The organism is Rhizobium mayense (genome assembly GCF_030272705.1).
Lineage (GTDB): Bacteria > Pseudomonadota > Alphaproteobacteria > Rhizobiales > Rhizobiaceae > Rhizobium > Rhizobium mayense.
Genome location: NZ_JARFYM010000002.1, coordinates 290,250 through 304,654 on the forward strand (window position 1 = coordinate 290,250; position 14,405 = coordinate 304,654).

Below are 14,405 nucleotides of genomic sequence, written 5' to 3' on the forward strand. Positions count from 1 at the left end.
AATGGACTGAGCGACTTGGCTTGGTCATCGCCATGCCGCATTGAATGGTGTACATGGATGTCCTGCAATTGTACCGGATCAATCCATGCTTCGTCATGATTCAAAAGACCAGCACAGTGATGCCTGGAAACCAGTCCTCCAGCATCGCAAGGGCGTGACCAAGCATAAGCTGCTCACCGACAAGATCATTTCCGATATCGACGAAGGCATCCTGCCAGTTCATACGCAGATGCCGACGCATCGTGATCTCGCCCATGCGCTGGGAATTTCGGTTCAGACCGTGAGCCTCAGCTACAAGGAAGCAGAGCGACGCGGCTATTTGCGCGGCGAAGTGGGTCGCGGCACCTTCGTCCGCAGTCGCATCACCGAACGTGCCGACAGCTTCATGCTCGACCGCGATCCAAGCGGCAGCGCCGACCTTTCCATCATCCGGGCCGTTTATACCGAAGCACACGAGCGATCGGCGCGCGAACTGATGCAGGCTCTCGCCGAAAGCGACAACAGCAGTTTCATGCGGCCGTGCCGGCCGATCGCCGGTCTCGATGCCCATCGCGCCGCGGCGCGGACCTGGCTGGCGCGCCTGTCCGTCAATGCCGACCCCGATCGTATCCTGATCACGAATGGCGCTGCCCATGGCCTTTTCCTGGCCGTGGCCTCTGTGGTGCGCCCCGGCGAGGTTGTCTTGACCGAGAACCTCACCGATCACGGCATTATTGGCCTCGCCAACGTGTTGGGCTTTACGCTACGCGGCCTGCCGACCGATCGCGAAGGCATCTTGCCAGAAGCTTTCGAGGCGGCCTGCGCAGTCAGCGACGTGTCGGCGCTGGTCATCATTCCCTCGCTCGGCAACCCCACGAGCCATGTCATGGGTGCGGAGCGGCGCCGTGCCATCGCCGACATCGCGCGCCGGCATGGCATCTTCGTCATCGAGGACGAGGTCTATAAGCCGATGCTGCGGGATCCCCTGCCCTCCATGCCCGATCTGCTGCCCGAACTCGGCTTCTTCGTCACGAGCTTTACCAAGTCGGTGATGACGGGCTTGCGCATCGGCTATCTCGTCGTTCCGGCGCACTTCTCCATCCGCGTCGCGTCGATCCTGCGCGTCACGGGGTGGAGCGCCACCAATGTCGTCGCGGAAATGGCCTCACGCTGGGTTCTGGATGGTACCGCCGATGCACTGATTGCCGTTCAGAGAAGCGAGGCACAGGCCAGGCAGGCGATCGTATCGGAGGTGATGGGTTCCTTTGTCGCCGGCAGCCACCCTCTCTCCCTATGCGCATGGTTGTCACTTCCCGAGCGTTGGACGGAGGAGGGGCTTGTCCGCGCACTAGCCCGCAAGGGTGTCGCCGTCACACCATCCGATCCATTCGTCGCCGGAGGCGACCGGCCGGTCAGCGGAATTCGCATCTGCCTCGGCGGTCGCCTGTCACACTCGGCCCTTCGCTCGGCGCTCGAAACGGTTCGCGGCGCCTTCGAGCAATTGCCGCCAATTTTCGACGTGGGATCAATCGCTTAGAATAAGAACCGGCGCCGGATACATCCGGCACAAGTTCCTTTTCGGTCACAAGACGGAGCGCAGAAACTCCTTGGTGCGATCTTCGTTCGGAGCACTGAAAATCGCTTCGGGCTTGCCCTCTTCGCAAATGCGACCCTTGTCGAAGAAGCAGACGCGATCGGACACCTCTCGCGCGAACCGCATTTCATGGGTCACCAGCAGCATCGTCAGATCGTGCTCGTGGGCAAGATCACGAATGACGCCGAGCACTTCTCCCACGAGTTGCGGATCGAGCGCGGACGTCGGCTCGTCGAACAGCAACACGCGCGGGCGCATGGCAAGGGCGCGGGCTATGGCGACGCGCTGCTGCTGGCCGCCAGAAAGCTGACTTGGATAGTGATCCTTCTTCTCGGAAAGACCGACCATGCGCAAGAGCTCGATGGCGCGAGCCTCCGCTTCCGCCCGGCTCAATCCGAGCACGCGCGTCGGCGCCTCGACGATATTGCGCAGCACAGTCATATGCGGAAACAGATTGAAGCTCTGGAATACCATGCCGACATGCGTGCGGATCTTGCGCAGATGTGCCTCGCTGGCGAGGAAGCGTCCGCGGCCGTTTTCCTCGTGGTAGGACATGCCGGCCAGATACAACGTGCCTTCCTGGAAAGGTTCGAGCGTCATCAGGATGCGCAGCACTGTCGATTTGCCCGAGCCCGACGGTCCAATCAAGGTCACCTTCTCGCCGGGTGCGACTTCGAAACAGAAATCATCGAGCACGGTAAAGTTGCCATAGCGCTTGGTGACGTCGTGAAAGCGGATCAGGGATTCGGTCATCTCAATGCAATTCCATGTTTCGGCAACGCCTTCTCGAGCCAATGAATGGCCGCCGAGCAGACGAGCGTGAGGATGAGAAAGATCAGGCCAACCATAGACAGCGGCACCAGATATTCGAAAGTCCGGTCGCCGATGAGGTTGGCGAGGTTCAGCATGTCGACCACAGTGACGACAGACAGAACCGGTGTCTCCTTGAGCATGGAGACGAGATAGTTGCCCATGGCCGGGATGATGCGCGGGATTGCCTGTGGGATGATGATGTCCCAATAGGTCAGGCCGCGTCCCAAATTGAGCGCCGTCGCCGCTTCCCATTGGCCGCGCGGCACGGCATCCAGGCCGCCACGATAAACCTCCGAGGTATAGGCCGAATATTGCAGGCCGAGTGCCAGCGCTCCGGTGAGAAAGGCCGGCAGGACGATCCCGTAGATCGGCAACACATAATACAAGAAGAAGAGCTGCACGAGCAGCGGTGTATCGCGCAGGAATTCAATAACCAGCGCCGTCGGCCAGGAGATCGCCGCGATGCTGCTGCGTCGCAGAAGCGCGAACACCAGCCCAAGAACCAGGGCGATCGCAAATCCAGCCGCCGCCGCCTCCAGCGTCACGATCAATCCGATGCCGAGAATCGGCAGGATCGATAGTGCAAAGGAGAGCGTCGATGTGGTGTCCCAAGTGAAGCCATACATCATGCCGGCGCCCTCCCCGGAAAGGCGGCGCCGCGACGAAAGATCGTCTCAAGCCAGCGCATGAAGGCAAAGAGGATAAGCGCCATGATGAAATATCCCATCAGCGTCAGTGAGTAGATCGTTACGCTGTCCAGGGTGATGTTGCGCAACTGCTGCGCCTGGAACGTCAGGTCGCTGATCGAGATCAGCGACACCAGCGCCGTGTCCTTCAGGTTCTGGACAGCAAGGTTGCCGAATGGCGGCATCATCTCCACCACCGCCTGGGGCAGGATGATATGGAAGAGCGTCTGTCCGTGCCCGAAGTTCAGGGCGCGTGCCGCTTCATGCTGCGTGTCGGGAACCGACTGTAGCGCACCACGCACCACTTCCGCGCCGTAGGCACCGATGTTCAACGCCAGGCCGACGACGCCCGTCGTGATTGGGTCGAATGATATTCCGATCAGCGGCAGCGCATAATAAAGCCAGAAGAGCTGCACCAAGAGCGATGTGCCCCGGAATATTTCTATGTAGATCAGCGCGATCCAGGAAAGCAGGCGCCCGGCGGCGAACCTGGCAAGACCGGCCGCGAAAGCAAAGATCGCGCCGAGCAGCATCGATGTGACGGCGATGATCGCCGTCACCTCTGCGCCCTTCAGCAGCGCTGGAAGATAATGCGTCCAGCTCATGTCAGGGTTACCTCCGTCCGCAAGATGCAAGGGGGCAGATCGGCCCAACCCTTGCCCACAGGCAAGGACCAAGCCGATCCGGATATCGCCAGCCTCACTTGCCCGCGCACAGGTCTTCCGTGTTCTTGGTCCGCGCAGCCTCGACGCTTTCGGCGCTCAGTCCGTAAGACATCAGGATCTTCTTGTAGTCATCCGTCTTCTTGAAGGCGGCGAGCGCGGTGTTGAACGCCTTGTAGAGATCCTTGTCCTCGGGCCGGAAATCGAAACCGCCATAGCTTCTGACCGACTTGCCCTGAATGATCGGATCGGTGAAGGGAGCTGCCTGCTCGACATTCGTGCCGCCCTGAACCAGCTTGGCGACCGTCAGCTCCGTTGCTGCATAGGCATCGGCACGGCCGGTCTGGATGGTCGAGAGCGCGTCGGCGTTGGCCTGGATCATGACGATCTGAGAGTCCGGAATGCCGAGACCATGGAAGAAGTCGAGCTGATCGGCACCCGATACGATTGCCACCTTGAGAGACGGATCCTTCTTGATATCCTCATAGGAATGCAGCTTCTTCGGATTGCCCTTCGGCACCAGCAGACCTTCGCCGTAGCTTGAATTCGGCGTGGTGAACTGAACCTGCTTGCAACGCTCAGGCAGGATGTTCTGCTCGGCCGCAACGAAATCGAAGCGCTTGGCCTTCAGGCCGGGAATAAGCGATCCGAATGGCGTCACGGTCCAATCGACCTCCTTCACGCCCATCGACTTCAGGACGGCATTGGCAACATCAGGACCGATGCCCTTGGCCGCGCCGCTCTCGTCCATATAGCTGTAGGGGACCTCATTGGCGCTGGCGCCGCGGATATAACCATCCTTCTTGATCTGGTCGATGCTGGTAGCATGGGCAGAAGCAGCTAGGCCGATGGTCAGGCCCATGGCGGCAAGGCTGCGGTAAAAATTCGATGTCATCGTTCACTCCTCTGTGGTTGAATTCCGTCATCGGCTGTCCGGTGTTCCGGATCTTTGCCGCAACGGGGTGGTGATCCGCGCCGCGCTACGGCGGCGCGGCAATTCAGGTCCCGGCTGTCAGCGTTGCGACGACAGCCAGGCAATCTCCAGTCTTGATGAGACCGGGGAAATGACGTGCGGCAAGGATACCGTCCAGTGCTGCCCGATGCTCAAACGGTGCCGAGCCAGTGCGGCCGATTGGATGGACACGGGCAATGATTTCTCCGGCCGCAACCATGTCGCCTAGATCCTTCACGGGTTCGAAAAGACCATCCGTTTCGGCGAAGACGAAGCAATCGGAGGACGGCATATCGAGCCACTGCGTTGCTTCGGCCTCCGGCGCGCCGGCAACAATACCGGCCTGCTTCAAGACGTTCAGAACACCACGCTTGGCAATGGAAGCCGTACGCGCTGATATGGTTCCACCGCCCGAAAGCTCGGTCGTCACAAAAACCTTGCCCATCTCCTCGGCGGTCGTGTCGTACATGCCGACCGCATCGATCTCGATCATCCGCATGGAATAGGGCGCGGAGAACGCGGCAACGGCATCGAAACAAGCCTTTTCCTGCCGCTTATCCGGCAGCGCATGGGCTGCGGCATAGGGCAGGAAATCGAGCGTTTGGCCGCCGGAATGGAAGTCCAGCACGACATCGGCCAGCGGCAACAGGTAGCGGGTAAAATAATCGGCGATTTTTTCCGTCGGGCCGCCGTCAGACCGGCCCGGAAAACTGCGATTGAGATTGCCCTTGTCGATCGGCGACGTGCGAGTACCCGCTCGGAAGGCGGGATAGTTCATCGCCGGGACGATGATGACCCTGCCCTTGATCTCTTCTGTCTTCAGAGTCCGGGCGAGATCGAAGAGCGCGACGGGCCCCTCATATTCATCGCCATGGTTGGCACCGGTCAGAAGCGCCGTCGGCCCATCGCCGTTTTTGACGACGCAGATCGGGATCATGATCGAGCCCCAGGCGGAATCGTCGCGTGACCAGGGCAGGCGCAGGTGACCATGTTGGATGCCTTCACGATCGAAATCGACAGTCGGCGTTACGGGTGATGGGCGTGTGATCGTCATGCTGTTCATGTCCGGTGATCACTTCACAACCAGTTTGCGGGGCACGTTGGACAGGCATTCGACGCCGGTCTGCGTGATCACGATGCTTTCGGTGATCTCCATACCCATGGTTTCTAGCCAGAGACCCGTCATGAAATGGAAGGTCATACCGGGCAGCAGTTCCGTGCGGTCGCCGGGGCGCAGGCTCATGGTCCGCTCACCCCAATCCGGCGGATAGGAGAGACCGATCGAGTAGCCGCTGCGGTTGTCCTTGACGATCCCGTATTTCTTCAACACCGCGAAGAAGGCATTGGCGATGTCCTCGCAGGCATTGCCAGGTCTAGCGGCGGCAAGACCGGCCTCCATGCCTTCGAGCGTCGCCTTCTCGGCATCGAGGAAGGCTTGCGTCGGCTTGCCGAGGAAGACGGTTCGCGACAGCGGGCAGTGATAGCGGCGATAGCACCCTGCAATTTCGAAGAAGGTGCCCTCGCCGTCCTTCATCGGCTTGTCGTCCCAGGTCAGATGCGGCGCGGACGCATCGGCGCCCGAAGGCAACAAGGGAACGATCGCGGCATAGTCGCCACCGAAGCCATCTGCGCCACGGATGCCCGCGTCATAGATTTCAGCCACGAGATCGGATTTGCGAACGCCTGGCTCGACCTTTTCGACGATCCGCTTGTGCATAGCCTCGACGATGCGGCCAGCCTTGCGCATATAGTCCAGTTCGGTCGGGCTCTTGACAGCGCGCTGCCAGTTCACGAGCCCCTGGGCATCCTTGAAGCGTGCATTCGGCAGATGCTTGACCAATGAGGCATAGGCAGCCGCCGTAAACCAGTAATTGTCCATTTCGACAGCGATCGAGGCATTGGCCCAGCCGCGCTCCTCGATGATCTTGGACAGCAGATCCATCGGGTGGCGCTCGTTCGACTGCACATAGTGATCGGGATAGCCGATGATGTTGTCGTGGCTGAGATAAGCGGTGCGTTTCGCGCCGTTGGCATCCTGGCCGCGTCCATACCAGATCGGCTCGCCGGAGCCGGGCACCAGCACGCATTGATGCACATAGAAGGACCACCCGTCATAGCCCGTCAGCCAATGCATGTTGGACGGATCGGTCACGATGACGAGATCGACGCCTGCCTGCTCCATGGCGCGCCGCGTCTTGGCAAGCCGCTCGGCATATTCGGAGCGGGTGAAATTGAGGGTCGGTTCGCTCACGCTGGGTCTCCTGATGCTTTTGTCGTTTCAATTGCTTGTCCGGCGCCTGCCTGGACGGCGCGGCGATGGGCAAGCGTGGCAATGGCCGTGTCCTGGACGCCGGTGCCGGTCAGATCGCAAAAGGTGATTGCTTCGTTTGACTGACGACCGGCCGCCTGGCCGCTGATGATGGCGCCGAGTTCGGGGAAAGCCGCGTCCGCGCTCACAAGTCCCGCGGCGATAGCATGATGCAATTCGCCGAGCCGGCGGGTCTGCTTCAGGCTGTCGGCGACATAGAGTGTGGCGCGCAGGATCGCTGCCGGATCGATCTCGTTCTTGTGCTCGGCATCCGAGCCCATGGCGGTGAGATGCTGGCCCGGCTCCAGCCAGGAGGCGTCGACAATCGGTCTGTCCGAAGGGGTGGTAGTAACGATGATGTCGGCGCCGCCGCAGGCCTGGTGGGCGTCAGCCTCGGCCGAGACCGGGAAACCGAGCTCCGCCGTCAGCTCCCTGGCAACTTGTTTCGCCTTTTCCGTATCGCGTGCCCAGATACGGGCTGCCTCGATCGGCCGTACCAGAGTCAAAGCGCGAAGCTGCAAACGTGCCTGCATGCCGGCGCCGAAAATTGCCGCGACCCGAGCGTCCGGGCGGGCAAGATGCTTTGCGGCAACGGCGCCGGCGGCGGCCGTTCGCACATCCGTCAGATAGCCGTTGTCGAGCAAAAGCGCCTCGACCAGGCCGGTATGCGCCGACAGCAGCATCATCAACCCGTTGGTGCTGGGCAGACCGATTGACGGATTGTTGAAAAAGCCCGGGCTTACCTTGATCGCGAAACTGTCGAGATCCGGCACATAGGCCGTCTTGACATCGACTTCACCGCGATGAGCGGGAATATCCAGCCGCATGATCGGCGGCATCTCCACCGCCTTGGTCGCCAGGGCCGCAAAGGCTTGCTCGACGCAATCGACCGCATCCCCGTCAAGCTGCACGATTCTACGCAAATCGGTTTCCGTCAGCACAAGCACGCGCGCCATCACGCCACTCCCGTCTTGATGTCGTCGACAATCTTGCGATGGACCGCCGGATCGATGTTGCCGCCGGACACGACGATGGCCGTCGGGCCTTCAGGCTTGACCTTACCGGCAAGCAGCGCCGCGATACCGACCGCACCCGCCCCTTCGACGGTCTCGCCTTCGACCGTTGCCGCATGGCGGACGCCTGTTGCTAGTTCGTCCTCGGTGAGCAGGATCACATCGTCGAGAAGGTCGCGGCACATCGCAAATGTCAGGCGATTGTCGAGCCCGATGCCGCCGCCCAGCGAATCCGCCAGGGTTTCAATCTCGTCGACTTCAACGGGTGCGCCAGCGGCAAGGCTTGCTGCCATCGCTGCTCCCAGCTCCATCGATATGCCGATGACCCTGGCCTTTGGTCGCCTGCCTTTGATCGCAGCGGCAACGCCTGACGCCAATCCGCCACCCGACAGAGGCACGAGGACAAGCGCCACATCCCACGGGTCGTCCGCGATCTCGAGTCCGATAGTTCCCTGGCCGGCGATCACGCGGGCATCGTCAAAGGGCGGCACGAAGCTCATGCCTTCTTCACTCACCAAGCGCTTGACTTCGCGCATGGCATCATCCTGAGAACGGCCAACGATGCGGACATCGGCCCCAAGGCTGCGGATCGCCTCGACCTTGTTTGCAGGCACGAGCGCCGACAGGCAAATGGTCGCCCGCGCGCCCAATGCCTTGCCGGCATGGGCGACTGCTCTGCCGTGATTGCCCGTGGAGGCCGTTACCAATCCGCGAGAACGTTCCTCCTCGCTGAGACACAGGATCGCATTGGTGGCTCCGCGAAGCTTGAAGCTGCCGGTTGTCTGGTGATTTTCCAGCTTGAGAAACACGGGCGCGTCGGATTGAAGGGAAAGCGCCTGCGACCGCAGCAAGGGCGTGCGGAGAACGTGTCCGGCAATGCGCCGCCGTGCCTCTTCGATATCGGGCAATATCACCATTGCCGTCATCGCGCAGTCCGTTGCTTTGGAAGGGCTGTGACTGACGTCAGCACGATTTCATGTCTCTTTCACGATTGATGTTCATGACATCAGCGTGAAAGAGACAAAAGATCATGTCAATCTGAATATTGTTTCATTACAATTTTGAGGTGCTTAATCGCGCGACACGACCCCTTCGGGGCGACCCGTTCGTGGGTTCGAGGCTAAATTTACTCAGTCGGGAAATGTGGATGACACGGGTTATCTGCTCTGCGCGCCGTTCGTTGACAAATTGTGCGTAGCCCTTGGCAAGGTTCTGCGAACCGTGAGAAAAACCGCAAGATCGGTCGAGCGCGTCATTCCGGCGTGCGCTTAGCTGGTGCTGCCACGGAGGACAAAACGATGAAGGCGGCGCTTCAAAACTACCATGCCCGGATGCAGCGGGTGTTGGATCATATAGACCGGCATCTGGACGATGATCTGGACCTGGACGCGCTGAGCAGCGTCGCAGCCTACTCGAAATATCACTTACACCGGCAGTTCACAGCGACCTTCGGGCTATCCGTGTATCGCTATGTCCAGCTCGCCCGCATGAAGCGCGCATCCCGATGCCTGGCCTCGGACGACGCCCAAAGCGTCACGGACATAGCGATGGATGCCGGCTACGATGCGCCGGATGCTTTCGCCCGCGCCTTTCGGCAACGATTCGGGCAATCGCCTTCGTCGTTCCGGAAATCCCCCGATTGGGATCCGTGGCTCTCGGCCTTCGGGCCGCTCGACAACGCGAGGAGCAAACTCATGCAGATTATATTTACCCACGACGACGTGACGATCCGCAACGTGCCTCCCACGCCAGTGGCGGTCATGGAGCATCGGGGCGACCGCGCGACGCTGGAGGCTACCTTCGAGCGGTTCCGCGCCTGGCGCAAGGCCGCCGGCCTATCGCCAGAGACCAGCCCCACCTTTACGGTCTTCCGTTCCGAAAGGACCCCCGCGGTCCCGGCCGACTACGCCATGGACCTGTGCATCGGGACTGACCAGCCGATCGCGCCGGACGACGCGCAGATGAAGGCCGGTATGATCCCCGGCGGACGTTGCGCGGTGCTGCGCTACCCCGGCAACACCCAAAATCTCGAGCCCGCCGCGCTCTTCCTCTATCGGGACTGGCTTCCGGCCAGCGGCGAGGAAGCACGCGACTTCCCGATCTATTGCCGGCGGCAGCTTTCTCTCATCCCGGAGGTGCCGGCACATGAGGTGGTGGTCGAGCTGTTTCTGCCGCTAAAATAGCGCCCTGCGACGGCGGCCAGTCCCTTCCGATTGCAGGAAACGGACAGGCCGCAATCCACCAAATCTCGGTCTTTGTGGGTTCGCGGCCTGGTTCAATTGCTCGGGTACGCTGCTGTATTGGTAACCCCGAGCGGCTCTTCAAGCAGCCTGGACAACTGCGTTCAGCGGGATTTCCACGTCGATTTCCAGGGTCGAGACGTGCTCGTTGCAATCCATCTTGACTTGCACCTTATCGCCCTCGAGCTGCACGTGCTTTGCTATCACGCCAAGGATTTCCTCCCTCAGCAGCGACACCAGGTCCGAACCCGCCGACGAGCGTTCGTGGGCGAGAAGCACTTGCAAGCGTTCCCGCGCCGCCGGTGCGGTTCTTTGCTTGCCGAATAGACGAAAAATGTTCATGCCGCCCTCCGTCCGAATATCTTGCCGAATATGTTCCGCCTTTCGCCAGGAATTGTGATCGGCAGAACCTCGCCGGTGAGCCTGCGAGCCGCATCGAAATAGGCCATCGCGGGTGCGCTGCGGGTATCGGCCAGCGTGACGGGGGCGCCGATATTGGAGGCGCGTAGAACATCCATGCTTTCAGGAATGATGCCGAGGAGCGGAATGGACAGAATCTCCAGCACATCGTCGACCTTGAGCATATCGCCCCGCTCTGCGCGGGTAGCGTCGTAGCGGGTCAGGAGCAGGTGCTTCTCGATCCGCTCGCCGCGCTCGGCCTTGGCGGTCTTGGCATCCAGCAGGCCAATGATCCGGTCCGAGTCGCGCACCGACGAGACTTCCGGGTTGGTGACGACCACCGCCGTGTCGGCGTGGCGCATGGCCAGGGTGGCGCCGCGTTCGATGCCTGCGGGGCTGTCGCAGATGATCCAATCGAAATGCTGCTTCAAGTCGTTTATGACGCGCTCGACACCCTCAGGCGTTAAATTATCCTTGTCCCGGGTTTGCGAGGCCGGTAGCAAGAACAGCGTCTCCAGCCTTTTGTCGCGGATTAGCGCCTGGGGGAGCTTGGCGTCGCCATGTATGACATTGATCAGGTCGTAGACGACCCTCCGCTCCGCGCCCATGACAAGGTCCAGATTCCGCAGCCCGACGTCAAAATCGACGACGACGACTTTATCATTTCTCTGCGCCAGGGCCGCTCCGAGTGCGGCAGTCGAAGTCGTCTTGCCAACCCCGCCCTTGCCTGACGTGACTACGATGACTTTCCCCATCTTGCTCTCCTCTGTCCTGGCCGGCTGTCGGCTCAGATAAGTTTCTCTGCCATGATCGCGTCACCCTCGAGCCAGAGCTGGACAGCCTGTCCGCGAAGGTTGGGGGCCATGTCTTCCGCCATTTTGTAGATGCCGTCGATCGCGACCAGTTCGGCCTCAAGCTTGCGGCAAAAGATGCGCGCCGATGCGTTTCCGACCGACCCAGCCATGGCTCGGCCGCGCAAACTGCCGTAGATATGGACCGACCCACCGGCGATGACCTCTGCGCCTGAAGCGACCGATCCGATAACGGTGACATCGCCTTCCGGGAAGATCACCGACTGACCCGAGCGTACCGGTTCCCGGATGACGATGGATTGGGTCGCCGGACGAGTGTCTGTCGCCGCTGGCTTACCGCACACCTCGACGACTGGCTCCTTCGCCGGAGCCTCGTTTACAGGGACCTCGATATCGGAAACCGGCCGACCACCCTTGAGCGCGGGAGGCATGCCCGGCCCCAGGATAGAAGGGCGCGCGCCCTCAATACCCATGATGCTGACATTGCGTCGGGCAAGCTCTCCGATCAGGTCCTTCAGCTGCGACCGGTCAATCGACAGGTCCGTCAGGTCGAGCACGACCGGCCGTCCTAAAAAGAAACCCGCCGAACGCGCGGCGAGATCGTCCAACCTGATCAACCAATCTTCGATGGGAAGATCCGGGGAAAGCATGACCGCCAGGAAGGAACGGCCTTTAATGCGGATCGAGCGAGCGTCTGTTAGCACTTTGGTCATCTGTGTGAATAATTCGTTGACCCTGTGTACCGCCGCCATGGTTAATAAATAGTTAACGCGATCAAGGTGACCCCCAGCATCGCATCGCCAAGACGCCAATTTTATTGGGGAATGTCAGATACTTATGACAGTGACCGCCGATCGGGGCTGTGTTAAGGAAGTCATCAAAAATTGGAACGGCCACGAGAACTCGTCGGCGCCGTTATCGAGGCCATAGATGCGGGGGCGCCGAAAGAGGCGAATTGGCCGCTTAGTGGGAAGAACTGAGCAATCGTCTTCCGACTCAGATCATTGATTCGGTAGCGCGGCTGGTTTTCCGAACAGAAAACCTTGCACATGAGTCGCGCCGGAAGCGCGGGCAGCATCCAGGTGTTCTTCCGTTTCGATGCCTTCGGCAACGATGATCGGGGCGACGCAAGACGCAAAGCCGACGAGATACTGCAGGCTGTTCTGCCCCTTTTCAGAGATCCGGACATTCCGCACCAGCGAAGGTTCGATCTTGATTATGTCGGCCGGGACTGTCAGCAGCCGGGCAGGCGTCGCCATGCCTGCTCCGAAGTTGTCGATGGCCACGCGGCAACCAAGCGCGCGAACGGCCGCCAGCCTTTCGACACCCTCGTTCACCAGCGGATAGGTCTCCGTGATTTCAAGGATAAGCCGCGAAGCGAGTTCTGAACGGCGCTCGATTTGACGGAGAATCTGCTTCCAGTGGTCTCGGTCGGACAGATTGGCAGCCGAAATGTTGCATCCGAGCACAAGATTTTGATCCTTGGCCAGCCTCGACAGAACGAGATCCAGCATGCGTGCATCAAGATCGAAGGAAGCGAGGGAAGATTCCAGATAAGGTGCAAAAGTGCTTGCACTGTGAACGACGCCACGAGCGTCCGAAATCCGCGCGAAGCACTCCCAATAGAGTACCTCCTCCGGAACATCAATTTGGCTGACCTTTTGTGCGGCAAAACTCAATCCGCGATCGGAAACAGCCTTGGACATAATGGGAAGCGCCTCCAGCGATGCTGTTTTCAGTCACGATTTTCGACTGTGGGCGGGGGCCGCCAAACCTCTTTATGCGAATTTTCCGGCAACGGAAACGATACAACCGAACGGCGCTCCCGGGTCAATTGAATTTCGTATGTTAGTAACTTATAAGTACATCGGATGGGGTAATTGTGTCAAATCCTCAATCACTGCGGGATTTTATGCAACCCTGTTTTTCTATTGAAAGCAGTGCCCGCTCCCTCGCCGTAAGCAATCCGTCATCAAAAGCTTACGCGATTCGGCTCTCCAAATCAGAGCCAAATGCCATAAGCATTGCAAAATCAACTGAGCCGGAGGTCGAGGTCGCGATAAAGCTTCTTCAAGTTTGGCAGGGATTTTTGTTGCCACGAAATCTGTTTGGAACCGCGCACCGTCATATGCACATCGGCGCGTTTGCGGGCCTCTATCGTCAGTTTCGCTAGCAGGTTTATACCCGACGAGTTCAGAAACTGGAGCCCCGTGAGATCGAGTGTCAGCCGTTCAGGGTGTTTCTCGAGCAGATCCATCGCTAACTGAAAGATCGGAGCATAGGCGTCCGATCCCGACAAACGCATAGAACCTTCGAAGAACACAACGTATCCTTCAGTCCAAACACGAAATGCCTCTCCTCTGATTTCCATGGTCAAACTCAGCCATTTTGAACGGAAGGGACTGGTAAGGCAGCATAGGTCTCCAGACGCGTTCGACCGCTCGGCCGGTTCGCATCAAATACCCACGCCAATTCAGCGTCATAGTCGCTCATCAGCGTCAGTAAGCCAAGGCCGGACTCCGTGCCGAACGTCAGCGCGGCGTTCTTCTCAATTTGCCGAATGAGCAGCTCCGCCGGATCATCGGCGGTGATGTGCGAAAGCAGATGCTGAAAACGTGTTGCATTTTCGTTGTCGATAAAATTCGAAACCTTCATCCGAAACCGTTCTCCGTCGATGGAAGCCGAAATATCAATCTCCCCGGACACACGAAACTTCACGGCATTTTCGATGAGTTCATTCGCTACATAGCCGATGTCATGGCGCACCTGATGGTAGACCTGACGTAAGCGCCTGTAACGCAAAGCCGTTATTTCAGCGATAAAATCGGAGGTCATCGAACAATGGGACCAACTCAGATCGAGCGGTCCGTCAAGCAATCGAAGAAAAGTGGCACTACCTGCACTGCTTGTTACAAGATCTGCCAGCCCAAACACGACGATCGCCATG

The 14,405-nt window shown here is 59.7% G+C and carries 16 protein-coding genes; 2 read left to right on the forward strand and 14 right to left on the reverse strand.

What is annotated here, in order from left to right; genetic code table 11:
• Positions 1-85: 85 nt before the first annotated feature.
• On the forward strand, positions 86-1,516 hold the full coding sequence (ehuR, locus tag PY649_RS04030; RefSeq protein ID WP_285866871.1) for a MocR-like ectoine utilization transcription factor EhuR: 1,431 nt from the start codon (positions 86-88) through the stop codon (positions 1,514-1,516).
• A gap of 45 nt (positions 1,517-1,561) precedes the next feature.
• Here ehuR and ehuA read toward each other — a convergent pair whose 3' ends face one another.
• The 8 genes from ehuA to eutB form a co-directional block, all read right to left on the reverse strand.
• Positions 1,562-2,326 (reverse strand): ectoine/hydroxyectoine ABC transporter ATP-binding protein EhuA, encoded by a 765-nt coding sequence (gene ehuA, locus PY649_RS04035; RefSeq protein ID WP_285866872.1) that lies wholly within the window; start codon positions 2,324-2,326, stop codon positions 1,562-1,564.
• Positions 2,323-3,015 carry an ectoine/hydroxyectoine ABC transporter permease subunit EhuD gene (gene ehuD, locus PY649_RS04040; protein WP_285866873.1) on the reverse strand — a complete coding sequence of 231 codons (693 nt, stop codon included), beginning with the start codon at positions 3,013-3,015 and terminating at the stop codon, positions 2,323-2,325. The genes ehuA and ehuD overlap by 4 nt, the downstream gene beginning before the upstream one ends.
• Positions 3,012-3,677, reverse strand: coding sequence for an ectoine/hydroxyectoine ABC transporter permease subunit EhuC (gene ehuC, locus PY649_RS04045; protein ID WP_285866874.1), 666 nt, complete (start codon positions 3,675-3,677; stop codon positions 3,012-3,014). The genes ehuD and ehuC overlap by 4 nt, the downstream gene beginning before the upstream one ends.
• A gap of 94 nt (positions 3,678-3,771) precedes the next feature.
• Positions 3,772-4,629, reverse strand: coding sequence for an ectoine/hydroxyectoine ABC transporter substrate-binding protein EhuB (gene ehuB / locus PY649_RS04050; RefSeq protein WP_285866875.1), 858 nt, complete (start codon positions 4,627-4,629; stop codon positions 3,772-3,774).
• A 103-nt stretch (positions 4,630-4,732) separates the two neighbouring features.
• The gene (doeB, locus tag PY649_RS04055; RefSeq protein ID WP_285866876.1) at positions 4,733-5,749 is read right to left on the reverse strand and encodes a N(2)-acetyl-L-2,4-diaminobutanoate deacetylase DoeB; all 1,017 of its coding nucleotides are present in this window, start codon (positions 5,747-5,749) and stop codon (positions 4,733-4,735) included.
• 9 nt (positions 5,750-5,758) lie between these two features.
• On the reverse strand, positions 5,759-6,937 hold the full coding sequence (doeA, locus tag PY649_RS04060; protein ID WP_285866877.1) for an ectoine hydrolase DoeA: 1,179 nt from the start codon (positions 6,935-6,937) through the stop codon (positions 5,759-5,761).
• Positions 6,934-7,950 (reverse strand): ectoine utilization protein EutC, encoded by a 1,017-nt coding sequence (gene eutC, locus PY649_RS04065; protein ID WP_285866878.1) that lies wholly within the window; start codon positions 7,948-7,950, stop codon positions 6,934-6,936. The genes doeA and eutC overlap by 4 nt, the downstream gene beginning before the upstream one ends.
• Positions 7,950-8,924, reverse strand: coding sequence for a hydroxyectoine utilization dehydratase EutB (eutB, locus tag PY649_RS04070; RefSeq protein WP_432761323.1), 975 nt, complete (start codon positions 8,922-8,924; stop codon positions 7,950-7,952). The genes eutC and eutB overlap by 1 nt, the downstream gene beginning before the upstream one ends.
• A 381-nt stretch (positions 8,925-9,305) precedes the next feature.
• Between eutB and PY649_RS04075 the strand changes: the two genes are divergently transcribed.
• Positions 9,306-10,190 carry an AraC family transcriptional regulator gene (locus PY649_RS04075; RefSeq protein WP_285866880.1) on the forward strand — a complete coding sequence of 295 codons (885 nt, stop codon included), beginning with the start codon at positions 9,306-9,308 and terminating at the stop codon, positions 10,188-10,190.
• A 138-nt stretch (positions 10,191-10,328) separates the two neighbouring features.
• On the opposite strand, the gene minE is transcribed toward PY649_RS04075, so the two are convergent.
• The 6 genes from minE to PY649_RS04105 form a co-directional block, all read right to left on the reverse strand.
• Positions 10,329-10,589, reverse strand: a complete 261-nt coding sequence (gene minE / locus PY649_RS04080; RefSeq protein WP_285866881.1) for a cell division topological specificity factor MinE — start codon at positions 10,587-10,589, stop codon at positions 10,329-10,331.
• Positions 10,586-11,401: a septum site-determining protein MinD gene (minD, locus tag PY649_RS04085; protein ID WP_285866882.1), complete on the reverse strand. Its 816-nt coding sequence runs from the start codon at positions 11,399-11,401 to the stop codon at positions 10,586-10,588. The genes minE and minD overlap by 4 nt, the downstream gene beginning before the upstream one ends.
• 32 nt (positions 11,402-11,433) lie before the next feature.
• On the reverse strand, positions 11,434-12,171 hold the full coding sequence (minC, locus tag PY649_RS04090; protein WP_285866883.1) for a septum site-determining protein MinC: 738 nt from the start codon (positions 12,169-12,171) through the stop codon (positions 11,434-11,436).
• A gap of 288 nt (positions 12,172-12,459) precedes the next feature.
• On the reverse strand, positions 12,460-13,164 hold the full coding sequence (locus PY649_RS04095) for an EAL domain-containing protein (RefSeq protein WP_285866884.1): 705 nt from the start codon (positions 13,162-13,164) through the stop codon (positions 12,460-12,462).
• Between the two features lie 326 nt (positions 13,165-13,490).
• Entirely contained in the window at positions 13,491-13,829 is a 339-nt protein-coding gene (locus PY649_RS04100) for a slr1659 superfamily regulator (protein WP_285866885.1), read from the reverse strand.
• Positions 13,830-13,837: 8 nt separating this feature from the next.
• Positions 13,838-14,404: a slr1658 superfamily regulator gene (locus tag PY649_RS04105; protein WP_285866886.1), complete on the reverse strand. Its 567-nt coding sequence runs from the start codon at positions 14,402-14,404 to the stop codon at positions 13,838-13,840.
• Between the last annotated feature and the right edge of the window lies 1 nt (position 14,405).